Annotated in this window: 20 protein-coding genes; 14 read left to right on the forward strand and 6 right to left on the reverse strand. The window is 72.8% G+C overall.

The genetic code is table 11. The features are described 5' to 3' along the window. Positions 1-160 precede the first annotated feature (160 nt). Positions 161-1,114, forward strand: a complete 954-nt coding sequence (gene miaA / locus H9640_RS10455) for a tRNA (adenosine(37)-N6)-dimethylallyltransferase MiaA (protein ID WP_191790643.1) — start codon at positions 161-163, stop codon at positions 1,112-1,114. Then, positions 1,111-2,094, forward strand: coding sequence for a diaminopimelate epimerase (gene dapF / locus H9640_RS10460; protein WP_191790644.1), 984 nt, complete (start codon positions 1,111-1,113; stop codon positions 2,092-2,094). The genes miaA and dapF overlap by 4 nt, the downstream gene beginning before the upstream one ends. Positions 2,095-2,207: 113 nt before the next feature. Here the strand turns inward: dapF and H9640_RS10465 are convergent, their stop codons facing one another. After that, positions 2,208-2,891 (reverse strand): class I SAM-dependent methyltransferase, encoded by a 684-nt coding sequence (locus tag H9640_RS10465; protein ID WP_318243732.1) that lies wholly within the window; start codon positions 2,889-2,891, stop codon positions 2,208-2,210. A 235-nt stretch (positions 2,892-3,126) separates the two neighbouring features. On the opposite strand from H9640_RS10465, the gene hflX reads away from it, so the two are divergent. From hflX to H9640_RS10480, 3 genes are all read left to right on the forward strand, one after another. Then, the gene (hflX, locus tag H9640_RS10470; protein ID WP_191790646.1) at positions 3,127-4,656 is read left to right on the forward strand and encodes a GTPase HflX; all 1,530 of its coding nucleotides are present in this window, start codon (positions 3,127-3,129) and stop codon (positions 4,654-4,656) included. Between the two features lie 91 nt (positions 4,657-4,747). Beyond that, complete coding sequence (locus H9640_RS10475; protein WP_307824049.1) at positions 4,748-6,805, forward strand: ATP-dependent DNA helicase; 2,058 nt, start codon at positions 4,748-4,750, stop codon at positions 6,803-6,805. A gap of 78 nt (positions 6,806-6,883) precedes the next feature. Further along, a complete protein-coding gene (locus H9640_RS10480; protein ID WP_318243733.1) occupies positions 6,884-7,837 on the forward strand; it encodes an L-lactate dehydrogenase in 954 nt (317 codons plus the stop codon). A gap of 113 nt (positions 7,838-7,950) precedes the next feature. Here the strand turns inward: H9640_RS10480 and lexA are convergent, their stop codons facing one another. Next, entirely contained in the window at positions 7,951-8,700 is a 750-nt protein-coding gene (lexA, locus tag H9640_RS10485) for a transcriptional repressor LexA (RefSeq protein WP_191790647.1), read from the reverse strand. Positions 8,701-9,012: 312 nt separating this feature from the next. Here lexA and H9640_RS10490 point away from each other — a divergent pair, with 312 nt between their 5' ends. Next, positions 9,013-9,390, forward strand: a complete 378-nt coding sequence (locus H9640_RS10490; protein ID WP_191790648.1) for a LysM peptidoglycan-binding domain-containing protein — start codon at positions 9,013-9,015, stop codon at positions 9,388-9,390. Between the two features lie 431 nt (positions 9,391-9,821). Continuing rightward, entirely contained in the window at positions 9,822-10,358 is a 537-nt protein-coding gene (gene nrdR / locus H9640_RS10495; RefSeq protein ID WP_191790649.1) for a transcriptional regulator NrdR, read from the forward strand. Positions 10,359-10,397: 39 nt separating this feature from the next. Here the strand turns inward: nrdR and H9640_RS10500 are convergent, their stop codons facing one another. Beyond that, positions 10,398-11,474: an aldo/keto reductase gene (locus H9640_RS10500; RefSeq protein ID WP_191790650.1), complete on the reverse strand. Its 1,077-nt coding sequence runs from the start codon at positions 11,472-11,474 to the stop codon at positions 10,398-10,400. A gap of 112 nt (positions 11,475-11,586) precedes the next feature. On the opposite strand from H9640_RS10500, the gene H9640_RS10505 reads away from it, so the two are divergent. Continuing rightward, positions 11,587-11,778 (forward strand): DUF5302 domain-containing protein, encoded by a 192-nt coding sequence (locus H9640_RS10505; RefSeq protein WP_191790651.1) that lies wholly within the window; start codon positions 11,587-11,589, stop codon positions 11,776-11,778. Positions 11,779-11,880: 102 nt separating this feature from the next. Here the strand turns inward: H9640_RS10505 and serA are convergent, their stop codons facing one another. Together serA and H9640_RS10515 are read right to left on the reverse strand one after the other, a co-directional pair. Further along, positions 11,881-13,080, reverse strand: a complete 1,200-nt coding sequence (gene serA, locus H9640_RS10510; protein WP_191790652.1) for a phosphoglycerate dehydrogenase — start codon at positions 13,078-13,080, stop codon at positions 11,881-11,883. A gap of 72 nt (positions 13,081-13,152) precedes the next feature. After that, positions 13,153-15,387, reverse strand: a complete 2,235-nt coding sequence (locus H9640_RS10515) for a HelD family protein (protein WP_191790734.1) — start codon at positions 15,385-15,387, stop codon at positions 13,153-13,155. 318 nt (positions 15,388-15,705) lie between these two features. Between H9640_RS10515 and H9640_RS10520 the strand changes: the two genes are divergently transcribed. The 5 genes from H9640_RS10520 (at position 15,706) to H9640_RS10540 (ending at position 20,932) form a co-directional block, all read left to right on the forward strand. Next, positions 15,706-17,031 carry a PP2C family protein-serine/threonine phosphatase gene (locus H9640_RS10520; protein ID WP_307824051.1) on the forward strand — a complete coding sequence of 442 codons (1,326 nt, stop codon included), beginning with the start codon at positions 15,706-15,708 and terminating at the stop codon, positions 17,029-17,031. Next, the gene (locus tag H9640_RS10525) at positions 17,028-18,725 is read left to right on the forward strand and encodes a sensor histidine kinase (RefSeq protein ID WP_318243734.1); all 1,698 of its coding nucleotides are present in this window, start codon (positions 17,028-17,030) and stop codon (positions 18,723-18,725) included. Before H9640_RS10520 ends, H9640_RS10525 begins: the two co-directional genes overlap by 4 nt. Positions 18,726-18,849: 124 nt before the next feature. Beyond that, positions 18,850-19,290 (forward strand): response regulator, encoded by a 441-nt coding sequence (locus tag H9640_RS10530; RefSeq protein ID WP_030150524.1) that lies wholly within the window; start codon positions 18,850-18,852, stop codon positions 19,288-19,290. A gap of 177 nt (positions 19,291-19,467) precedes the next feature. Beyond that, positions 19,468-20,415, forward strand: coding sequence for a proteasome assembly chaperone family protein (locus tag H9640_RS10535; protein ID WP_191790654.1), 948 nt, complete (start codon positions 19,468-19,470; stop codon positions 20,413-20,415). Positions 20,416-20,728: 313 nt separating this feature from the next. Then, positions 20,729-20,932, forward strand: coding sequence for a cold-shock protein (locus H9640_RS10540; protein WP_030150522.1), 204 nt, complete (start codon positions 20,729-20,731; stop codon positions 20,930-20,932). An 80-nt stretch (positions 20,933-21,012) separates the two neighbouring features. Here H9640_RS10540 and H9640_RS10545 read toward each other — a convergent pair whose 3' ends face one another. Next, positions 21,013-22,122 (reverse strand): spermidine synthase, encoded by a 1,110-nt coding sequence (locus H9640_RS10545; protein ID WP_191790655.1) that lies wholly within the window; start codon positions 22,120-22,122, stop codon positions 21,013-21,015. Between the two features lie 123 nt (positions 22,123-22,245). Between H9640_RS10545 and H9640_RS10550 the strand changes: the two genes are divergently transcribed. Further along, positions 22,246-22,692: an SAV_6107 family HEPN domain-containing protein gene (locus tag H9640_RS10550; protein WP_191790656.1), complete on the forward strand. Its 447-nt coding sequence runs from the start codon at positions 22,246-22,248 to the stop codon at positions 22,690-22,692. The last annotated feature ends 1 nt before the right edge of the window (position 22,693 follow it).

A 22,693-nucleotide genomic window follows, 5' to 3' on the forward strand; every position in this document is an offset into this window, starting at 1 on the left:
GCGGCGGCGAAGGCCGTGCGGGCGGGCTGCATGCCCCTGTCCGCCCACCCTGAGGAGCCTACGCACGTCCACCCACACCGGGACAGGGTGGATTTGTCCGACCGGGCCGAGCACCCCGGCCGGTCGGGGGGCGGGCAGGATCGCCGGGTACGGTTCTCGGATGCTCATCGTCGCCGTCGTCGGCCCCACCGCGACCGGGAAGTCGGACCTCGCCCTCGACCTCGCGCAGGCCCTGGCCCCTGCCGAGATCGTCAACGCCGACGCCTACCAGCTCTACCGCGGCTTGGACGTCGGGACCGCGAAGGTGCCCGTCGACGAGCGGCGGGGGATCGTCCACCACCAGCTCGACGTGCTCGACCCCACGAAGGACGCGTCGGTCGCCGACTACCAGGCCGCGGCCCGCGCCGACCTCGACGCGATCGTCGCGCGCGACGCCCGCCCGGTCGTGGTGGGCGGGTCGGGGCTGTACGTGCGCGCGCTCCTCGACGAGATGAACTTCCCCGGCACGGACCCGGACGTCCGCGTCCGGCTCGAGGAGCGCGCCGAGCGGGAGGGGACCAGGGCCCTGCACGCCGAGCTCGCCCGGCTGGACCCCGCGGCCGCGACGTCGATCGGCCCGTCGAACACCCGGCGCATCGTGCGGGCGCTCGAGGTCATCACGATCACGGGCGAGCCCTTCACGGCGAACCTGCCGCGCCAGGAGTACGTCCGCCCGGCCGTGCAGATCGGGCTCGACTGCGACCGCGAGACGCTCGACGCACGCGTCGCGGGGCGCGTCGAGCGCATGTGGGCCGGCGGCCTGCTCGACGAGGTCCGCACGCTCGCGCCGCACCTGGGCCGCACCGCGGCCCGCGCGGTCGGTTACGCGGAGGTGCTCGCGCACCTGCGCGGGGAGATCTCGGCCGACGAGGCGCGCGAGCAGATCACCGCGAACACGCGCCGGCTGGCGCGCAAGCAGATGGGGTGGTTCGGCCGCGACCCGCGCGTGCACTGGCTCGACGCGCAGTCGCCCACGCTGCTCGCCGACGCGCTCGAGATCGTCCGGGCCGCCGACGACGGCACCCTGGACGCGCGCACGGACGAGCGGCCGACGCGCCGTAGTCTGGGCTCATGAGCCCCACGCCGCCCCGTGACAAGACCCGTTTCGCCAAGGGCCACGGGACCCGCAACGACTTCGTCCTGATCGCCGACCTCGAGGGCAGCCGCGACCTCGACGCCGACCAGGTCCGGGCGCTCGCGGACCGCCGGTCCGGGATCGGCGGCGACGGAGTGATCCGCCTCGTCCCCACGGCCTACGTGCCCGAGTCCGCGCAGGTCCTCGCGGAGGACCCCGACGCGATCTGGTTCATGGACTACCGCAACGCCGACGGCTCGATCGCCGAGATGTGCGGCAACGGGGTGCGGGTCTTCGCGGCCTTCGCCGAGCGGCTCGGGCTCGTGGACCTCGCCGCCGCCGAGGTCCGGCCCGGGGCCGACGACGCGCAGGAGGCGCTCGCCGCTTCCCGCGTCCTCGCGGTCGGCACCCGTGCGGGCGTCAAGTACGTGCGCAAGGAGGCGAACGGCTGGTACGCCGTGGACATGGGTCCGTGGTTCCTGCCGGGCGGACGCACGGCGCTCGACGAGGGCTTCGACGCCGCGGTCGCGATCTCGGGCTGGGAGGTCCCGCGCCCCGCGCTGAGCGTCGACCTGGGCAACCCGCACACGGTCCTCGCGCTGCCGCAGGAGGACGAGCTCGAGGCCGCCGACCTCACGCAGGCACCGACCGTCTCGCCCGAGCCTCCGCACGGCACCAACGTCGAGCTCGTCGTCCCGCTCGGCGAGGAGGTCTCGGTCGACGGGACGGTCGTCGGACGGCTGCGCATGCGCGTGCACGAGCGCGGCGTGGGCGAGACCGAGTCCTGCGGGACGGGTGCGTGCGCCGCGGCGCTCGCGGTCCGCGCGTGGGGTGGGCCGTCCTCGCCCGACGTGTGGCTCGTGGACGTGCCGGGCGGCACGGTGCGCGTGACCGCGCTCGAGGGTGGCCGCGTCGAGCTCGCGGGCCCGGCCGAGATCGTGTTCGGGGCGGAGATCGACCTGGCGGCCTTCTCCCGCTGACCGCGGCGCTGCGCTGGCCACGGCACGGCGCTGACCGCGGCGCTGCGCTGGCCACGGCACGGCCGAGCATCATGACGGGGCCCGACGGCGTCGCGCACCGGTGCGCTCGGCGCTCAGCCGGCGCGCGCGACCTCGAGGACGCGGAACCCCTTGGCGCTCGCGAGCTTGCTCACCGACAGCTCGTCCTCGAGGTGCTCGTCGAGCCAGGCCATGAGCGAGTCCGCGCCGAGGTTGCGCTGCACCACGAGGTAGGCCTCGGCGCCGGGCTCGAGGCGCGGCAGCCAGTGCAGCAGCATGTCGTGCAGCACGTCCTTGCCGACCCGGATGGGCGGGTTGGACCAGATCGCGGCAAACCGGACCTCCTCGGGGACGTTCTCGGGGCGGACCGCTCGGACGTTCTCCAGGCCGAGGCGGGCGGCGTTGCGTCGCACCAGGTCGAGCGCGCGCTCGTTGACGTCGACGGCCCAGACGGTCGCGCCGGGCGCCTCGAGCGCCATGGTCAGTGCGACCGGGCCCCAGCCGCAGCCGAGGTCCAGGAGGTGAGCGGCGCCGTCGGGCCCGGGCGTCACGGGCGGCAGGGCCGGGACCGAGCGCAGGAGGACCTGCGTGCCGAGGTCGAGCCGCCCGGGCGAGAAGATGCCGGACGCGACCTCGACCGTGACCTCGCGACCCGCGAGCCGGACCGTGAGCTCGCGGCGCTCCTCGGTGGACGCGGGCTGCGCCGTGAAGTAGTGGTCGGGGGAGGGCTCGGGCGTCGTGCCGGGCGTCGCGTCGGCAGGCAGATCGGGTGGCGTCACGAGGACAGATCCTATCGGCCGGTCCCCGGCCGCCGTGGTGGCCGGTCCTCCCGGGCGGCCGGTCGGCGCTGCGCCGTGAGACGAAACGCGGCCGCGCAGGGCGAATTGGTTCGCGTCGGGACGATCCGGCGTGCCACGCTTGTTGTACGACATGCCGACCGGAGCGACTCCGGCCGGACCGACCGGCCCAGGTCGCACGGACCCGGTGCCCGGACCCTCAGCTGAAAGGCGGCCCATGACCCAGACCCCCGCGAACCCCACCCCTGAGACCGAACCGGAGACCGCGCGCCCCGAGCGCGACATCGCCGGGGACGTCGTGGCACGGGTGCTCGCACGGGCGGGTACCGCGCGCGCCGAGGGAGGCACCCAGCACTCCGTCTACGACGGGGAGCAGCTCGAGCTCGCCGAGCGCACCGCGCTGCGACGGGTCGCCAACCTGTCGACCGAGCTCGAGGACGTCACCGAGGTCGAGTACCGGCAGCTGCGGCTCGAGAAGGTCGTGCTCGTGGGCCTGTACAGCGGCAGCGGCGAGGCCGCGGCGACCGAGGCCGAGGTCTCGCTGCGCGAGCTCGCGGCCCTCGCGGAGACGGCGGGCTCCCAGGTCCTCGACGGCGTGCTCCAGCGCCGGCAGAAGCCGGACCCCGGCACCTACCTCGGCTCGGGCAAGGCCGAGGAGCTCGCGTCCGTCGTGGCGGTGAGCGGCGCGGACACCGTCGTGATCGACGGCGAGCTCGCCCCCTCGCAGCGCCGCGCGCTCGAGGACATCGTCAAGGTCAAGGTCGTCGACCGGACCGCGCTGATCCTGGACATCTTCGCCCAGCACGCGAAGTCCCGGGAGGGCAAGGCGCAGGTCGAGCTCGCGCAGCTCGAGTACCTCCTCCCGCGTCTGCGTGGATGGGGTGAGTCGATGTCCCGGCAGGCCGGTGGCCAGGTGGGCGGGGCGGGCGCAGGCATGGGCTCGCGCGGCCCCGGTGAGACCAAGATCGAGCTCGACCGGCGCCGCATCCGCGACCGCATGACCAAGCTGCGCCGCGAGATCGCCGCGATGGCGCCGGGCCGCGAGACCAAGCGGTCCTCGCGCAAGCGCCACGCCATCCCGTCGGTCGCGATCGCGGGCTACACCAACGCCGGCAAGTCGAGCCTCCTCAACGCCCTCACGGGCGCGGGCGTGCTCGTCGAGAACGCCCTGTTCGCGACCCTCGACCCCACGGTCCGCCGCGCGCAGACCGAGGACGGGCGCGTGTACACGCTCGCCGACACGGTCGGGTTCGTGCGGTCCCTGCCGCACCAGCTCGTCGAGGCGTTCCGCTCGACGCTCGAGGAGGTCGGCCAGGCCGACCTGCTGCTCCACGTCGTCGACGCGTCGCACCCCGACCCCGAGGGGCAGATCGCGGCCGTCCGCCACGTGCTGGCCGACATCCCGGGCATCGACCAGGTGCTCGAGGTCGTCGTGCTGAACAAGGTCGACGTCGCGGACCCCGACGTCGTCGCACGCATCCGGGGGCGCGAGCGCCGCACGATCCTCGTCTCGGCGCACACCGGGCAGGGGATCGAGGACCTGCTCCAGCTCATCTCCGACGAGCTGCCGCGCCCCGACGTCTCGATCGACGTCGTGGTGCCCTACCACCGCGGCGACCTGGTCAACCGCGTGCACCTCACGGGCGAGATCGACCTCGAGGAGCACGTCGAGACCGGGACGCGCCTGCTGGGCCGGGTCGACGAAGGGCTCGCGCTCGAGCTCAACGCGGTCGCGGTCCGGGCCTGAGGTCGCGTCCGCCGGACCGGGCACGCGCCCGGCCCGGCGGAACCACGGGGGCGCGCCCGGCCGTGTCGGTGGCCCCACGTAGACTTCCGGGGTGCCCGAGGAGACCACCACCACCCTGACCACGGGCCCCGCGACCCCTGACGTCGAGGAGCTGCTCGACCTCGCCGTCGGCGCGCTGGGCGGCGGCCGCCGCGCAGGGCAGCACCAGATGGCCGTGAACGTCGCGCGGACGATCGACGGCTCGGGCGGCCCCGACCACCTGCTGGTCCAGGCCGGGACGGGCACCGGCAAGTCGCTCGGTTACCTCGTGCCCGCCGTCCGCCACGCAGTGTGCGAGGACGAGCGCGTCATCGTCTCGACCGCGACCCTCGCCCTCCAGCGTCAGATCATCACGCGCGACCTGCCGCTCGTGGCCCAGGCGGTCGCGGACCGGTTGCCGCGTCCACCACGCATCGCGCTCCTCAAGGGCTGGCACAACTACCTGTGCCAGCACAAGATCGAGGGCGGCTACCCGGCCGACGAGCCCACGTTGTTCGACCTGCCCACGGGCGGCGAGCGGGCGGGCGTCGCCGAGCACCCTGCACCTGGAGCGGCGTCGGGGGCCGCGGCACTGGGCGAGCAGGTCGTGCGGCTGCGCGAGTGGGCGCAGGAGACCACGACCGGGGACCGGGACGACCTCGTCCCGGGCGTCTCCGACAAAGCCTGGCGGCAGGTCTCGGTCACGGCGCTCGAGTGCCTGGGCGCCAAGTGCCCCCTCATCGACGACTGCTTCCCCGACCAGGCGCGCACGAGCGCGCGTGAGGCCGACGTCGTCGTGACCAACCACGCGATGCTGGGCATCGCCGCGTCGGGATCGCCCGGTGTGCTGCCCGAGCACGGCGTCGTCGTCGTCGACGAGGCCCACGAGCTCAGCGACCGCGTCACGGCCGCCGCGACCGCGGACCTGTCGGTGCCCATCATCGAGCACGCCGCTCGCCTCGCCCGCCGCCACGGAGGAGTCCAGACGACCGACCTCGACCTCGCGACCGGGGCGTTCGGGACCGTCGTGACCTCGCTCCCCGCGGAGCGCTTCCCCGACGGCCTGCCCGACGACGCGCGCTCGGCCGTCGCGGCCGTCCGTGACGCGGCCCGCACCGTGCTGAGCGCGCTCAAGCCCGACACCTCGGGTGGCCCGGGGGCCCAGCCGGACACCGGGATGAAGATGGCCCAGGCGACCATGCTCCAGGTCTTCGAGATCGCCGAGCGCATGGCCCAGGACCCCACGGGGCACGACGTCCTGTGGTGCTCGCGCGCGGGCGACGACGGACGGTGGAGCGGGGACGGCGTGAGCAAGCTGCACGCCGCGCCCCTCGCGGTCGCAGGCCTCATCCGCACGCACCTCCTGACCGAGCGCACGGGCGTCTTCACGTCGGCGACGCTCGCGCTCGGCGGCACGTTCGACCCCGTGGCCCGCTCGCTGGGCCTCGACGACGACGGCGCCACCTGGACCGGCGTGGACGTCGGCAGCCCGTTCGACTACCCCCAGCAGGGCATCCTCTACATCGCCAAGCACCTGCCGCAGCCCGGCCGGGAGGCCGCCACGGACGGACAGCTCGACGAGATCGCCGACCTCATCACCGCCGCAGGCGGCCGCACCCTCGGGCTCTTCTCGTCGCGGCGAGCGGCGCTCGCGGTCGCGGAGGCCATGCGCGAGCGCCTCGACGTCCCGATCCTGTGCCAGGGCGACGACCAGCTCCCGACGCTCGTCAAGGAGTTCGCCGCAGACCCCGCGACGTGCCTGTTCGGCACGCTCTCGTTGTGGCAGGGCGTGGACGTCCCCGGGCCGAGCTGCCAGCTCGTCCTGATCGACCGGATCCCCTTCCCGCGGCCCGACGACCCGGTGAAGTCGGCCCGTGCGAGAGCGGTCGAGGCCGCGGGCGGCAACGGCTTCATGCAGGTCTCGGCCAACCACGCCGCGCTGCTGCTCGCGCAGGGCGCCGGACGGCTCATCCGGTCGACGGCCGATCGAGGCGTCGTCGCGGTCCTCGACCCGCGTCTGGCGACCGCTCGCTACGGCTCCTACCTCACGAAGTCGATGCCGGACTTCTGGACCACGACGGACCGACGTGTCGTCCTCTCTGCGCTCGAGCGCCTGTCCGCCCTAGGCTGAGACCTGGTAGTCCACGCGACGGACGTCGTGACGCTCGTGCAGCGACCGACGTCCGGTGCTCAACGTCCAGGAGGCACAGTGCCCGCCCGTACCACCAAGCTCGCGATCGTCGGCGCAGGTTCCGTCGGATCGACCCTCGCCTACGCGGCGCTCATGCGTGGAGCCGCTCACACCGTGAGCCTGCTCGACATCAACCGGACCAAGGTCGAGGCCGAGGTCCTCGACCTCCAGCACGGCATCCAGTTCATGCCCATGGCCAAGGTCGAGGGCTCCGACGACGTGGCGGTGTGCGCCGACGCGGACGTCGTGGTCTTCACTGCCGGGGCCAAGCAGAAGCCCGGGCAGACACGGCTGGACCTCGCCGAGGCGACGATCTCCCTCGTGCGCAAGATCCTGCCCGGCCTCGTCGAGGTGGCGCCCAACGCCGTCTACATCATGGTGACCAACCCGGTCGACGTGGTCACGTACGCGGCCCTCAAGTACTCGGGACTGCCGCCGAACCAGCTCTTCGGGAGCGGCACGGTCCTGGACTCCTCGAGGCTGCGGTTCCTCGTCGCGCAGCACTGCGGCGTCGCGGTCCAGAACGTGCACGCGTACATCGCCGGAGAGCACGGGGACAGCGAGATCCCGCTCTGGAGCTCGGCGACGATCAGCGGGGTGCCGCTGCTCGAGTGGCAGGGGCTCAAGGGTCGGGGACCGCTCACGGCCGAGGTGCGCGAGGACATCGCGCACGAGGTCGTGCAGTCGGCCTACCGCATCATCGAGGGCAAGGGCGCCACGAACTACGCCGTCGCGCTCGCCGCGACCCGCATCATCGAGGCCGTCCTCGACGACGAGCACCGGGTCCTGCCGGTGTCCTCGCTCCTCGAGGACTTCCACGGGATCAGCGACGTCTGCCTCTCCGTCCCCTCGCTGCTCGAGCGGCGTGGCTGCGGCGAGCGGATCGAGGTCCCGCTGTCGGACCACGAGCTCGCGGGCCTCCGGGCGTCCGCGGACTCGGTGCGCGCCGTCGCCAAGAGCTTCGGACTGTAGTCGTCCCCTCGGTGCCCGTGACGGGCGCCGGGCACGACGAAGGGGACGGCCCACCGGGCCGTCCCCTTCGTCGTGCTGAGCGCCGGTCCCTGGGGGCCGGCGGGACGCTGTGCTCAGAGGCTCCGCAGGACCGAGACGACCCGGCCGAGGATCTGGGCGTCGTCCCCCGAGATGGGCCGGTACGCCGCGTTGTGCGGCATGAGCCACACGTGCTTGTCGATGCGCTTGAACGTCTTGACGGTCGCCTCGCCGTCGATCATCGCGGCGACGATCTCGCCGTTCTCGGCGACGGGCTGGCGACGGACCACGACCCAGTCGCCGTCGCAGATCGCGGCGTCGATCATCGAGTCACCGGCCACGCGCAGCAGGAAGAGCTCGCCGTCGCCGACGAGCTGGCGGGGGAGGGGGAACACGTCCTCGACGACCTGCTCGGCCAGGATGGGACCACCGGCGGCGATGCGTCCCACGACGGGGACGTACGACGGCGTGGGGCGCTCGGGTGAGTCCTCGGTCGTGTCGATGCCCTCGACGCGCGGGAACGCGCTGCCGGGAAGCGCTGCGATGGACCGCGCGTCGTCGTGCTGGACGACCTCGATCGCGCGGGGGCGGTTGGGGTCGCGACGCAGGTAGCCCTTGCGCTCGAGCGTCGTGAGCTGGTGCTTGACGCTCGACGGGCTCGTCAGGCCGACGGCCTCGCCGATCTCGCGCATGCTCGGCGGGTAGCCCCGCTGGTCGACCGACGCGCGGATCGTCTCGAGCACGAGCCGCTGGCGCGGTGTGAGACCGTCCCCGCCCGTCGTGCCGTCGGGCAGCTCGTGCACCTTCGCGAGCCTGCCCGTGGTGTCGGCCACCCGTCCCGCCATCGTCGTCTCCGCCCTGCTCGGCCGTCTCGGTCCCTGTCCTGCGGAGGGGCGCCGCGAGCGGCACCGGCTCCTGAGCGTGGCCGCGGCGATCTCGTCAGCCCGGGGGCGGGACGTCCCACCGCCGGGCGTCCGACATATCGGACGACCAGTACTCGAACAGCGTAGGTCACGCGGCGACACGAATCAAACACATGTTCGAGCATGTCTCGACATCGGCGCCCGACGGTGATAGAAATCGTACAGATGTTCGACGAACAGGTGTTCGAACCGACCGGGGAAGGCGGTTCGGGCGCCACGGACGAAGGAGTGGCTATGAGTGTGATCACCGCGATGGGCGCGACGGACGGGTGGCGTGTCGAGCGTCGTCCTCAGGGGCAGGCCGAGGCTCCGCTGCGGCTGACCACGCGAGGCCGTGTCGTCCTGGTACTGCTCGTCGCGACGGTCCTCGCCCTCGGGGCCCTGTGGGGCGCCCGTGCGGTGGCGTCCGGCCCCGGCGAGCCGGTCGAGGTCCGGATCCACGTCGTCGAGGCGGGGGAGACCTTGTGGCAGCACGCGTCCGCCCTGGCATCGGGCGGCCGGGACGTGCGAGACGTGATGGCGGAGCTCGCCGAGCTCAACAACCTCTCGTCGACCGGGCTCCAGGTCGGGCAGCAGCTCCTGCTGCCGGTCGACCCCGACTTCGCGCGCTGACCGGTCGAGGGTTCCGTGCCGCTCAGGCGTCGGCAGCCCTTCGGCCCGGGGTGATTCTGCCCTCGCTGTGAGGACCCGTGCCCGGAGGGCTTGCGCAATCGCATTAGGTTCCCCTAAGTTAGTGCTGCCTCACCAACCCGGCTGGGGGGTCGGTCGGTGAGGAGGAGGCGCGCCAGCGCGTCTCCGCAGTTGCGTCGACGTTCGCGAGGCGAGTCGCGAACGTGAGATGGGGACGGGGGCGTCCCGACGGAGGTGGCCGATCATCGGCCACCTCCGTTCTCATGTGTGCTGACCGGCGTGTGGAACGCGTCGCGCTGTCTCGTCGTGGCGGGGCGTCTTGCGCCTCGTCAGGGTCGAGACATAGGTTCGGGACGCACCGTCCGTGGCGACCGCCACGGAGCACTCGCGCAGACCCACAGGAGTACCGCCTCATGCACTGTCCGTTCTGTCGGCACGCGGACTCCCGGGTCGTCGACTCGCGGACCTCCGACGACGGTGCCTCGATCCGTCGTCGCAGACAGTGCCCTGCCTGCAACCGCCGCTTCACGACGATCGAGACGGCGAGCCTGTCGGTCGTCAAGCGCTCTGGAGTGACCGAGCCGTTCAGCCGGGAGAAGATCGTGACCGGCGTGCGCAAGGCCTGCCAAGGGCGCCCGGTCAACGAGGACGACCTGGCGGTCCTCGCGCAGAAGGTCGAGGAGTCGCTCCGGGCCGGTGGTAGCGCGGAGCTGGACGCGTACGAGATCGGGCTGGCCATCCTCGGTCCCCTGCGGGAGCTCGACGAGGTCGCCTACCTGCGGTTCGCGAGCGTCTACCAGGCGTTCGACTCGCTCGAGGACTTCGAGTCGGCGATCAACTCCCTCCGGGCCGAGCGTGAGGAGCGCGAGGCGGCGTTCGGCGGTGCCGGGTCCGAGGCCGGCGCGACGGACGACGAGCCTGCGGCCGACGTGGTCCCGGATCGCGCCTGATCCCTCGCTCGGGACCAGCAAGCGGTCGCGAGGGCCCTGCTAGAGGTCGCTCGAGCGCGCCGCCCAGATGTTGATGCCGGTGTCCAGAGGTCGACGGCTCCCGTCGGGCGTGAGCTCGGTCGTCACGGCGTCGATCGCCGTGAGCTCGTCGGTCGTGAAGGGCGGCGCGTCGAGGGCCGAGAGGTTGTCGTCGACCTGCGCCGTGGTCCGGGCCCCGACGAGGACCGACGTGACACGCGGGTCGCGCAGCGTCCAGGCGACCGCCGTCCGGGCGAGCGGCTCTCCGCGGCCGGCCGCGACGTCGCGCAGCGCGCGGATCCGGGCCAGGTTCTCCGGGGCGAGGTGCTCGGGCCGCAGCGACGCCGAGCGAGCCGCGCGCGAGTCGGACGGTACGCCGTCGAGGTACCGGTCCGAGAGCATGCCCTGGGCCAGCGGCGAGAAGACGATCAGTCCGGTGCCCGAGTCGCCGGCGACGTCGAGCAGGCTGCGTCCGCTCGAGTCGGGCACCTCGATCCACCGGTTCAGCATCGAGTACGACGGCTGGTGCAGCACCAGGGGCAGGCCGAGGTCGTCGGCGACCGCGAGGGCCTCGGTCGTACGCCTCGCCGAGTACGAGGAGACGGCCGCGTACGTGGCCCGGCCCGAGGACACCGCCGTGGCGAGTGCACCGATCGTCTCCTCGAGCGGCGTGGTGGGATCGAACCGGTGGGAGTAGAAGACGTCCACGTGGTCGGTGCCGAGTCGGCGCAGCGACGCGTCGAGCGACGACAGCAGGTACTTGCGCGAACCGCCCTCGCCGTAGGGCCCTGGGCCCATGCGGTAGCCCGCCTTGGTCGAGATCAGGAGCTCGTCGCGATGCCCTCGGAGATCCGAGGCCAGCAGGCGCCCGAAGGCAGCCTCTGCGGACCCGGGCGGCGGCCCGTAGTTGTTCGCGAGGTCGAAGTGCACGACCCCCCGCTCGTGGGCGTGCAGGACCAGCTCGCGCTGCGCGGAGAAGGGCGTCGGCTCCCCGAAGTTCTGCCAGAGGCCGAGGGAGAGGCGGGGCAGGACGAGGCCGGAGCGTCCGGCACGGGCGAAGGGCATCCCGGAGCCCGGCTCCGGCGCTTTGTGCGACATGTCTCGACCGTACCCGGTGGTATTCGCTGGCGTTACCTCGCCGGGTGCGACAGGCTGGGGCACGGGAGCGCCCGACGGCGCGCCTGATCCACCGAGAGAAGGAGGCCCGCCGATGACGACGTCCAAGGACGAGACACCCGCGACCACGCCCAGCGAGGACGCCAAGGCGAAGTTCCGCGAGGCGCTCGACCGTAAGAACGCCGCGAGCCACCGCACTGCGGACGGCGGCTCGAACACGGGCTCCGTCCACGGGTCGGAGACCGTCGGACCTGTGCAGCGCACGTTCCGCCGCAAGTCCGGCTGAGTGGCGGCCGGGAACCTGCGAGGTTCCCCCGCACCTGCACGACATGAGGAAGGGGACCAGCCCGGCGGGCTGGTCCCCTTCCTCATGCCCTGTGGGCTGCGGTCAGGACAGCACGCGCAGCTTGACGGTCGCGTCCATGGCCTGCAGCTCGTCGATGGCCGCGGGCAGGAGCTCTGCGCCGACGTCGGTCACCACGTAGCCGAGCTCGCCACGCGTCGCGAGCATCTGGCCCTCGATGTTCGTGCCGTGCTCGGCGAGGACCGCGTTCACGGCCGCGAGCACGCCCGGGGTGTTGCGGTGCAGGTGGGCGATCCGGCTGACGCCCGTGCTCTGCTCGAGCGCGAGGTTCGGCATGTTGACGCTGAGGGTCGTCGACCCGGTCGCGAGGTAGTCGCGGAGCTTCCCGGCGACGAACTGGCCGATGGACTCCTGCGCCTCCTCGGTCGAGCCGCCGATGTGCGGGGTGAGGATGACGTTCGGCAGGCCGCGCAGCTCCGAGTCGAAGTGGTCGCCGCGCTTCTTGGGCTCCTCGGGGAACACGTCGATGGCTGCGCCCGACAGGTGCCCGGAGAGGATCGCCTCGCGCAGCGCGACGGTGTCGACGACGAAGCCGCGCGAGAGATTGAGCAGGATCGAGCCCTGGCGCATGCGCGAGAGCTGCTTCTCGCCGAACAGGCCGGCGTTGCCACCGCGCCCGTCGACGTGGAGCGTGACGACGTCGGCCGTCTCGAGGAGCTCGTCGAGGCTGTCCATGCGGCGCGCGTTGCCCAGGGCGAGCTTCTCGGCCGTGTCGTAGAAGACGACCGACATGCCCAGCGCCTCGGCGACCACCGAGAGCTGCGTGCCGATGTTGCCGTACCCGATGATGCCCAGGGTGCGGCCGCGGACCTCGTGGGCGCCCTCGGCGGACTTGTCCCAGATGCCCTCGTGCAGCGCGCGGTCGCGCTCGGTCAGGCGGCGGGTCAGCGCGATGATCTCGGCGAGCGCGATCTCGACGACCGAGCGCGTGTTCGAGAACGGCGCGTTGAAGGTCGCGACGCCGTGCGACGCCGCGGCCTTGAGGTCGATCTGGTTGGTCCCGATGCAGAACGCGCCGATCGCGATCAGGTCCGGGGAGGACTCGATCACCCGGGCCGTGACGTTGGTCTTGGACCGGATACCGAGGATGTTCACACCCTCGAGGGCCTCGATCAGCTCGGACTCGTCCATGGCCCCGGTGCGCACGGTCACGTCGATACCGGCGGACTCGAGGATCGAGGTGGCGAGGGGGTGCAGGTTTTCAAGGAGGAGGGCGCGTAGCACGTGTCTATGGTGCGCCGAGTTGGTGCGAGCACCAAACGAGTCTTGTCCCTCGGACGACGCGATCTCCTCCGGTCAGTCGGCGAAGCCCTGGGGGAGGGGGCGTGAGTGCACCACCACGAGCCGCTGCGTCGGGCGGGTCATCGCGACGTAGAGCTCGGACGCCCCGGAGGTCGCCGCGAGGACGTCGGCGGGCTCCAGCAGGACGACCGCATCGAACTCGAGCCCCTTGGCCTGGGTCGGGCTCAGGACCGTGAGCGCGGCTCCCAGGGCGCCCTCGACCTCGGCCGCGGAGCCGGTGAGCAACGGGTCGGTCAGGTGGACGCGGGTCAGGTGCTCGCGCACGTCCGTCAGCCGGTGCGCCGGCGCGACGACCGCGACCCGGCCTGCGCCGTCGGGCCCGACGAACTCCGCCAGGGCCGACCGGACCCGGGCGGCCACCTCGGCCAGCGGGTCCTCCCCGCCCGCTACGGGGGACAGGACGAGCGCCCCCGGGACGTCGCGTGCCGAGGTGAGCGAGGACGTCGGGAGACGGTGGGCCGCGGCGAACCGCTGTGCGGTGTCGGCGATCTGCGTGGGTGTGCGGTAGTTGACCGTGAGGGTCGCGAGGCGCCACGAGCTGCGCAGCAACGGGTCGAGCATGCTCGCCCACGACCGTGCTCCCGCGAGCGAGGACGTCTGGGCGACGTCGCCGACGATGGTCATCGACCGGGTGGGGCAGCGCCGCACCAGGGCCCGCCACGCCATCGCGGACAGCTCCTGCGCCTCGTCGACCACGACGTGCGCGTAGGTCCACGTGCGGTCCTGGGCCGCGCGCTCGGCCGTGGTCAGGCGAGAACCGCCCCCGGCGAACCGGTCGGCGAGGATCTCCGCACCGACGATCCCGCCGCCGGCACCGGACGACTCGAGGACCTGCCGTGCGTAGTCGAGGCTGGCCGCCCGTTCGGCCGCCTCGGCCTTGGCCTGGGCGCGCGCGGCCTGGTCGTCCTCGCCCAGGAGCTCCGCGGCCTCGTCGAGGAGCGGCACGTCCGCCGGGGTCCACGGGGAGCCCTTGGGGCGCACCAGCGCCGCACGGTCCGCGCGCGACATGTCGGGCGCGGCCTCGGCGAGGCGGTGCGGCTTGACGAACAGGTCCTCGATCAGGCGTTCGGGCGTCAGCGGCATCCAGGCGAGGTTGAGCGCGATCCGGATCTCTCGCTGGCGCCGCAGGTCGTCGATCACCTCGGCCCGCTCCTCGGGCGCGACCGGCCCGCCGAGCTCCGCGAGGTACTGGTCCGCGAGCCGACCCAGCATCTCGCGCACGAACGGGACGCGCGCGAGGTTGTGCGGCTTGTGCGTGCGGTGAGCCTTCGCGATCGCGTCGCGCACGTCGGAGCGGCGGATCACGAGATCGTGGCCGTCGATACGCAGGTGCTGGTCCGCGGCGGGCACGCGCTGGCGTGCGCGGACCGCGCGCTGCACGACCTTGGCCCACGACGCGCGCCCCTTGATCCGGGCGACCTCGGGCGACTCCTCCCCGTCCGCGACGAGCCCCGGCAGGAGCTCGGAGATGGTCGTGCTCACGACGCCCGTCTCACCGAGCGAGGGCAGGACCTGGTCGATGTAGTGCAGGAAGGACAGGCTCGGCCCGACGAGGAGCACGCCCGAGCGTTCGAGCAGGCGGCGGTGGGCGTACAGCAGGTAGGCCGCCCGGTGCAGCGCCACGGCCGTCTTGCCCGTCCCGGGGCCGCCCTGGACCACGAGCGCCCCGGCGAGCTCCGAGCGGATGATCGCGTCCTGCTCGGCCTGGATCGTGGCGACGATGTCGCCCATGCGGCTCGTGCGCCCGGCCGCCATGGCCGCGAGCAGCGCGCCCTCGCCCGAGAGGTTCGAGTCGGCCGCGGCGCCCGAGGAGAGGTCGAGGACCTCGTCCTCGACGCCCGTGACCGAGCGCCCCTTGGTCACGAGGTGGCGACGGCGACGAACGCCGTCCGGGTGGGCCGCCGTCGCGCGGTAGAACGACTGCGCGGCAGGTGCGCGCCAGTCCGTGAGGATCGACGCGTGGTCCTCGTCGGACAGGCCGATGCGCCCGACGTACCGGGTCGCGCCGTCGTCCAGGTCGAGACGACCGAACGCGAGCCGGTCCTCGACCGCCTCGAGCTGGGCGAGCCGGTCCTCGTAGAGGGTCGCGAAGGCGTCGCGCTCGCTGCGGTTCTGCGGAGAACCCGAGGGGCCCGACCGGCGCACGCCGGCGAGCCGTGAGCGGGTCGAGGCACGCAGCTCGTCGAGACGGGCGTAGAGCGTGTCGACGACGACCTGCTCCCTGCTGATCTCGTGCCGACGGTCCGGCGTCGGGGCGTCCCGCTCCGGCCGGACCTGCTCGTCGGTGGTCGGCGCCCCGCTCGTCCGGTCGCTCGTCTCGCGCACGCTGTTCCGTCCTGTCGTCTCGTCCCTCGCGGTCCGCTCGCGCACCCCGCGACGCAGCCGTCCATTATTGCCGATCCAGGGCGCCCCGGTCGCCATCGACGTCGTGCGTGGACACGCTCTCCCGCGACGCCCGGGACCGTGCGGCGGGGACCCCGCCTCCCAGCACGAGACGCCCGCGTCCTCTACGATCGGGAACCATGGCGACTGTCGGAGGCGCGCGTCGTGGTGACTGAGCCCTTGTCGCCCCGTCCGGAGGGAGGGGCTCCGGGTGTCCTGTCCCCGGAGGACCTCCTGCGCGTCCTGCTGGTCGAGGACGACGACGGGGACGCGATCCTCGTCGAAGAGCTCCTCGACGACGCCCGGGTCAAGGTCGAGCTGCACCGCGCACGGAGCCTCGACGTGGCCCTCGAGATGCTGCGCCTGCACGACGTGCACTGCGTCCTGCTCGACCTCGGTCTCCCCGACGCCGTCGGGCTCTCCGCCGTCGAGCGACTCCAGTCCCGTCAGGACCCGCCCGCGCTGGTCGTGCTCACCGGGCACACCGGGATCGACCTCGGGGTCCAGGCCGTCGCGGCGGGCGCGGACGACTACCTGGTCAAGGGAGAGGTGGACGGCGACCTCCTGGGGCGCTCGGTCCGCTACGCCGTCCAGCGCCGTCGCTCCAAGGAGCAGCAGCGCGCGCTCTACCGCAGCGAGGTGCGCGCGGCCGAGACCGCCCGGCTCGAGCACGCCCTGCTGCCCAAGCCGCTCGTGACCGACGAGTCGATCGCCGTGATGGTGGGCTACATCCCCGGCGGCAACGGCCTGCTGGGCGGAGACTTCTACGACGCCGTGGAGCGCCCCGACGGACGGGTCCTGTGCCTGATCGGGGACGTCGCGGGGCACGGCCCGGACGAGGCGGCGCTCGGCGCGACCCTGCGCACCGCGTGGCGCACCCTCGTCCTGTCGGACGTCGACCCTGCCGAGATCCTTCCCCTCGTCGAACGGGTCCTGATCCCCGAGCGAGCCAGGCCCGAGGTCTTCGTGACCCTCTGCCAGGTCGTCATCTCGCCGGACCGCACCGGCGTGGACCTCTTCCTCGCGGGACACATGTCCCCGCTGCTCCTGCAGGACTCCTGCACGGAGCTTCCAACGACCTCGCGCGGCCGGGCGCTCGGCATCCCCGTCACGGGCGGGTGGCGCGCCGAGCGCGTCCCGCTCGAGGCTCCCTGGGCGCTCATGCTCTACACCGACGGCCTGATCGAGGCGACCCTCGCCGAGGACGCACAGGCCACCACGGGCGCGGGGACCGACGCGCCCCCCGTCGGGGGCACGCCCGGGCGTCGGGAACGCCTCGGCGTCCACGGTCTCGTCGCGGCCGTCGACACCGAGCTCGCGCACGGTGGGGAGGGACTCGTCGAGAGGCTCTTCCGACGGGTGCGAACCCTGCACGGCGGGCCCCTCGCGGACGATGCCGCGGTGCTCGTGATCGGATGGGGCGGCCCGGACCAGGACACGCGGGGCGAGCGGACCGCGACGCTCGCCGACTCCGACGAGTGGTCGCAGTGAGCGGACCGACCTCGACCGGACCGGTCGACGCGCCCGGGACCGCGCCCCTCGACGCTCCGGCACCGGAGAGGCCCGCGCCCGAGGCGCTGGACGAGGCGACCACCACCGAACCTCCCACGGGTCCGTCGCTGCGGCGCCGGCTCGGCCGGCTCCTCGCGCTCGCCGCCGCGATCCTCCTCGCGGTGGTCTGCCTCTCGGTCGTCGCCCTGGTCAACGTCGTGCGCTACCAGGACGAGGTCACGAACCCGTACTTCACCGCCGTCACGCAGGCCGACAGCGCGTACGTGACCCTGATCGACGCCGAGTCCTCGGTCCGGGGCTACCTGGCCACGGGTACCGCCCTGAGCCTCGAGGCCTTCGAACGCTCGCTCGAGAACGAAGGGGCCGGCGCGATCCACGACGACCTCACGGCCGAGCGCGTCACGAGGTCGCCGCAGGTCGCGACGGCGCTCGACCACGCGACCCGAGCCGTCCAGGACTGGTCGTCCGGGTACGCGGTACCGATGGTCGAGAAGGTGCGGCAGGACGGCCCGGACGCGGTCACGACCGACGAACGGCTCGAGGGTGCCCGACTCTTCGAGCAGGCCCGCACCGCGACGCGGGAGTACATCTCGGTGCTGCGCGAGGTCCGGGAGGAGAAGGTCCGATCCCTCGAGATCTGGACGCAGGTGCTGTTCGGCTCGGTCGTCGTGCTCGTCGTCGCCGCGATCCTCGTCGGGGGGTTCCTCTGGAGCGTGCTCAAGCGCTGGATCACCGACCCCGTCACGACGCTCGCCCACCAGGTCCGCGTCGTGAGCGACGGGAACCTGCGCCAACCCGTCGCCGTCCAGGCACCGGGAGAGATCGGGGCGCTCGCGGTCGACGTCGAGCACATGCGCCGAGAGCTCGTGAGCCAGGTCGCGGAGATCCGCTCGTCGCACGAGGAGGTCGAGCACTCGCACGAGATGCTCGCGGCGCAGGCGCAGGAGCTGGCGCGCTCCAACCGCGACCTGGAGCAGTTCGCGTACGTGGCCTCGCACGACCTGCAGGAGCCGTTGCGCAAGGTCGCGTCGTTCACCCAGCTCCTGCAGAAGCGGTACGGGGGGCAGCTCGACGACCGCGCCGACCAGTACATCGAGTTCGCGGTCGACGGCGCGAAGCGCATGCAGCGCCTCATCCAGGACCTGCTGGGTTTCTCGCGCGTCGGGCGCACGGGGACCGAGAGGGGGCCCGTGGACCTCGAGAAGTCCTTCGCCGTGGTGCTCTCCGACCTCGAGGAGAAGATCGCGACGACCGGCACGAGCGTGACCCACGACCCCCTGCCCACGGTGCGGGGGGAGCGGGCGCTGCTCGAACAGCTCTTCGTCAACCTCGTCGGCAACGCGATCAAGTTCCGGGACCCCGAGCGTCCCCCCGTGGTGCACGTCGCGGTCCGCTCGCTCGACACCGCCTGGGAGTTCGCGGTGTCCGACAACGGCATCGGCATCGACGCGCAGTACGCGGAACGGGTCTTCGTGATCTTCCAGCGCCTGCACCCCAAGGACGTCTACGAGGGGACCGGGATCGGTCTGGCACTGTGCAAGCGGATCGTCGAGTACCACGGGGGCAGGATCTGGATCGAGCAGACCCCGGGAGGCGGCACGACGGTCCGGTTCACGATCGCGCACCAGTACGACCCGGTCGGGGCCGCCCCGTCCGCGTCGTCGGCGGGGTGAGGACCGACCGCGTCGCTCGCCCGTCGGCGCGCGCAGCCGCGCCCGGACGTCTCGCGTCGACTAGGCTCACGGCGTGGCTCCGGAGGACCGGGGCCCGACGACGAGGAACGGCGCGGTGGACGACATGAGCAACGGGCACAAGGTGATCGACGTCCTGCTGGTCGAGGACGACCCCGGTGACGTGCTCATGACGCGTGAGGCCTTCGAGGACCACAAGGTCACCAACCGTCTCTCGGTCGTCAGCGACGGCGTGAGCGCGATGGCGTTCCTGCGCAAGGAGGGGGAGTACGCCGACGCCCCGACGCCCGACCTGATCCTGCTCGACCTGAACCTGCCGCGCATGGACGGTCGCGAGGTGCTCGGCGAGCTCAAGTCCGACCCTGCGCTGCGGCAGATCCCGGTGGTCGTGCTGACGACGTCGGAGGCCGAGGAGGACGTCGTGCGGTCGTACTCGCTGCACGCCAACGCCTACGTGACCAAGCCGGTCGACTTCGACCGGTTCATCGACGTCGTGCGTCAGATCGACGACTTCTTCGTCACGGTCGTCCGGCTGCCCGCTCGCTGAGCGCGCCCCGCGGTCGCGCGCCGGGGTGCCCGGCCCGTACGAGAGAGCGCCCAGGCCAGCGTGCCGGGAAGCATCGGGCGGCCCCCGGTGTTGTCGTGATCGAACCGCCCGAGAACCGTGCCGGCACCGCCCGGCCGACGACCTGGGCGGGCGAGGACGACGACGGAGGAGCATCTGGTGTTGGACCCACGAGAGATCTACGAGGTGGACGAGGGCGCTGTGGCGCGCGTCCTGCCTGCGGCGACGGGGGCGCAGGGAGAGGCTGCCGTCCGTGCGACGGGCCCGGTCATGCTGCACTCGGTCCGCGGGTTCGTGGACGCGGGGACGGCCGGCGAGCTCGCGGTCGAGCACCTGCTCGAGGAGTTCGAGGTCACGCGGTTGGTCACGTTCGACGTGGACCAGCTCCTGGACTACCGCTCGAAGCGCGTGACGATGGTGTTCGACGCTGACCGGTGGGCGTCGTACGACGAGCCGTTCCTCGCGATCGACCACCTGCGGGACGCCGAGGGCACGGGCTTCCTGCTCCTGCACGGCATGGAGCCGGACCTGCAGTGGGAGCGCGTGGTCGCCGCGCTGCGCGAGCTGGTGAACCGCTTCGACGTGTCGCTCGTCGTGGGCTTCCACGGCATCCCCATGGGCATCCCGCACACGCGTCCGCTGTCGGTGACGGCGCACGCGACGCGCCGCGAGCTCATCGAGGACCACACGTCGTGGTTCGGTACGGTCAAGGTCCCGGGCTCGCTGGCTTCGCTGCTCGAGCTGCGCCTGGGCGAGTCGGGGCACGACGCGATGGGTTTCACGGTGCACGTGCCGCACTATCTCGCCCAGTCGCCGTTCCCGCCCGCGGCCGTGGTGGCGCTCGAGAACGTCCAGCGGTCGACCGGCCTGGACCTGCGGGTCGCGGCTCTCACGGCGGGCGCCCAGGAGGCGGTGGCCGAGGTCGAGCGGCAGATGGCCGAGTCGGAGGAGGTCACGGCGGTCGTGCGCGCGCTCGAGGAGCAGTACGACGCGTTCGCGCGCTCGGTGGGCCGCACGAGCCTGCTCGCCGAGTCGGCTCCCATTCCGACTGCTGACGAGCTCGGGGCCGAGTTCGAACGTTTCCTTGCCCAGCAGACGGGGGAGTGACGTCCGCTCGCGGAGGTTCTGCGGAGGTTGTGCGGACGAATCACGGTATTTCGTCGGCGCTTGACGTGGCGAACTTCACCTTCACCGTGCAAAACTAAGTCTCGTTGCAGTGACGTGCTCGAGACATGCCTTCGCGTGAACCGGTATCGGCGCAGCACGATCCCGGTCCGCCGAGGTCGTGCCAGTCCAACCGGCGGTCGCCACGACCGGACCTCGCGGAGCGCGTCGCGGGTCCGCGTGGCTGCGGCTCGATGAACGGACGAAGGGTTCGTTCGCGGATGTCCCCGCATGGACAGAAGGTACGAGGAACAGCATGGCGCAGGGTTCTGTGAAGTGGTTCAACGCTGAGAAGGGCTACGGGTTCATCGCCCAGGACGGCGGCGGCGCCGACGTCTTCGTCCACTACTCCGCGATCGAGGCCCAGGGCTACCGGTCGCTCGAAGAGGCTCAGCGGGTCGAGTTCGAGATCACCCAGGGTCCCAAGGGCCCGCAGGCGGAGAACGTCCGCCCGCTCTGATCTCCCTGATCGTGTGCCGACTCTCGCGGGTCGGTGTCGGAGGCCGTACCCCCGCCAGGGGGTGCGGCCTCCGTGCTGCGTCAGCCCTTCCCGTGCCCGACGACGTCGCGTCCGTCCGCGTTCGCCGCACCCGCGGGCGTGGCGTCGGCGGGCGGGAGCGACGGCTCCGGGTCCGTGGGCGGGCCGGGCACCGGTGGGTCCTCGAGCGGTGCCGCCGTGCCGGCGAACCGGCGTGCTTCCTCGCCCGTGAGCAGCGTGGCCGGGACGGGCAGGCTGCGCAGCGTGCGTGCGAGCCCAGCGTCGCGCAGGTCGAGCCCTGCCGGGGCCGAGGTGTCGGACGAGCCGGCCACGGTGGGGGCCGCGCCGCGGACGGCGACCAGGACGAGGTTCCCGTAGCGGCGCCCCTTGAGCTGTCCCGGTTCGGCGATCAGACCCACCTCGTCCCAGACGTCCCGGTCGGTCGAGCCGCTCGCGGCGAGGGCGGAGACGGCCGTGGCGAGCTCGGCCCGCGCGAGGGCGAGCGGCGGGCGGTCGGCGCAGTTCGCGAGGTAGAGGCCGCCGGGGCGCAGCACGCGCAGGACGTCGCGCACGAAGGCCGTCGTCGTGACGTGCTCGGGGGTGGTGTCCCCCGCGAAGACGTCGCGCACGACGACGTCCGCGCTCGCGTCCGCCAGCGTCGCGAGCTCCGCGCGAGCGTCGCCGGCGCGCAACCGCAGGCGGGGGGCACGGGGGAGCGCGAACCACTCGCGCACGCGCGTGACGAGGTCGGCGTCCAGGTCGACCGCGACCTGGCGGGAGTCGGGGCGCTCGTGCTCGACGTACCGGGCGAACGTGCACCCGGCGGCGCCCAGGTGGACGACCCGCAGGGGGCCGGGCGGGAGCGCGGCGAGGACCGCCGCCATCTGCTGCATGTACTCGAACGTGAGAAGGCCCGGGTCGGCGAGGTCCAGGTGCGAGCTCGGCACCCCGTTGACGAGGAGGGTGACGCCCGTGCTGCCGTCCGGGTCCGGCACCAGCCGGGCGGTGCCCGTCGAGGTGCGAAGCTCCTCGGTGGGCAGGTCGCGAGTGGTCTCGGCGCCCTGCGGCCGCGCGCCTGCGCGGCCGCGGCGCGACGGCGGGACGGTCTCTGTGGGTGGGGAGGTGGATGCTGAGGAACGACGGGACGAGCGCCCGGTGGTCTTGCGGCCCATGAGGTCAACCGTAGGGGGTGCTGGACCGCGGGTGCGTCCTCGTCGCCGGACCGCCGGGTCGACCTGACCGAGCGGATTGACAGATTCGAACAGGTGTTCGATAGTTGGCATGGAGGTGTTCCGATGACCACACAGCACAGGGCGCTCCCGGGAGCGGGGGCCGTCGCTCCCGAGGTCGCGCGCCTCCTGGCCCGTGCCGACGCCGAGCTGGTCGCTGCCGGGCTCACGGCCGACCCTGCGGAGCGCTTCGTCCACTCGCACCTCGGGGCGCTGCGGTCCGCGGCCGCCGTGGTCGCGCTCCGTGGCAGGCCCTCCTCGCGGTCTCGCGCGCGGTCCGTCTGGGACATGCTCGCGCTCGTCGAGCCGGGCCTGTCAGGCTGGTCGGTCTACTTCGCGGGCGGGGCGCGGATCAGGGCCGCAGTCGACGCGGGGCGCTTCGACGCGGTCGAGGCGCGCCAGGCCGACGAGATCATGGCCTGCGCCGAGGACTTCCGCGACGAGGTCGCCATGCTCGTCGACCCCGACGTCGGGTTCGTCCGCCATCCCTCCCTGCGGGTCGTGGCCTCGTGAG

The sequence above is a fragment of the Oerskovia gallyi genome, from assembly GCF_014836745.1.
Lineage (GTDB): Bacteria > Actinomycetota > Actinomycetes > Actinomycetales > Cellulomonadaceae > Oerskovia > Oerskovia paurometabola.

What these genes read in the sequence shown, in the direction of transcription:
- miaA (WP_191790643.1), top strand. Translation starts at nt 161, where the DNA reads ATGCTCATCGTCGCCGTCGTCGGCCCCACCGCGACCGGGAAGTCGGAC.
- dapF (WP_191790644.1), top strand. Translation starts at nt 1,111, where the DNA reads ATGAGCCCCACGCCGCCCCGTGACAAGACCCGTTTCGCCAAGGGCCAC.
- hflX (WP_191790646.1), top strand. Translation starts at nt 3,127, where the DNA reads ATGACCCAGACCCCCGCGAACCCCACCCCTGAGACCGAACCGGAGACC.
- lexA (WP_191790647.1), bottom strand. Translation starts at nt 8,700, where the DNA reads ATGGCGGGACGGGTGGCCGACACCACGGGCAGGCTCGCGAAGGTGCAC.
- H9640_RS10490 (WP_191790648.1), top strand. Translation starts at nt 9,013, where the DNA reads ATGAGTGTGATCACCGCGATGGGCGCGACGGACGGGTGGCGTGTCGAG.
- nrdR (WP_191790649.1), top strand. Translation starts at nt 9,822, where the DNA reads ATGCACTGTCCGTTCTGTCGGCACGCGGACTCCCGGGTCGTCGACTCG.
- H9640_RS10500 (WP_191790650.1), bottom strand. Translation starts at nt 11,474, where the DNA reads ATGTCGCACAAAGCGCCGGAGCCGGGCTCCGGGATGCCCTTCGCCCGT.
- H9640_RS10505 (WP_191790651.1), top strand. Translation starts at nt 11,587, where the DNA reads ATGACGACGTCCAAGGACGAGACACCCGCGACCACGCCCAGCGAGGAC.
- H9640_RS10530 (WP_030150524.1), top strand. Translation starts at nt 18,850, where the DNA reads ATGAGCAACGGGCACAAGGTGATCGACGTCCTGCTGGTCGAGGACGAC.
- H9640_RS10540 (WP_030150522.1), top strand. Translation starts at nt 20,729, where the DNA reads ATGGCGCAGGGTTCTGTGAAGTGGTTCAACGCTGAGAAGGGCTACGGG.
- H9640_RS10545 (WP_191790655.1), bottom strand. Translation starts at nt 22,122, where the DNA reads ATGGGCCGCAAGACCACCGGGCGCTCGTCCCGTCGTTCCTCAGCATCC.
- H9640_RS10550 (WP_191790656.1), top strand. Translation starts at nt 22,246, where the DNA reads ATGACCACACAGCACAGGGCGCTCCCGGGAGCGGGGGCCGTCGCTCCC.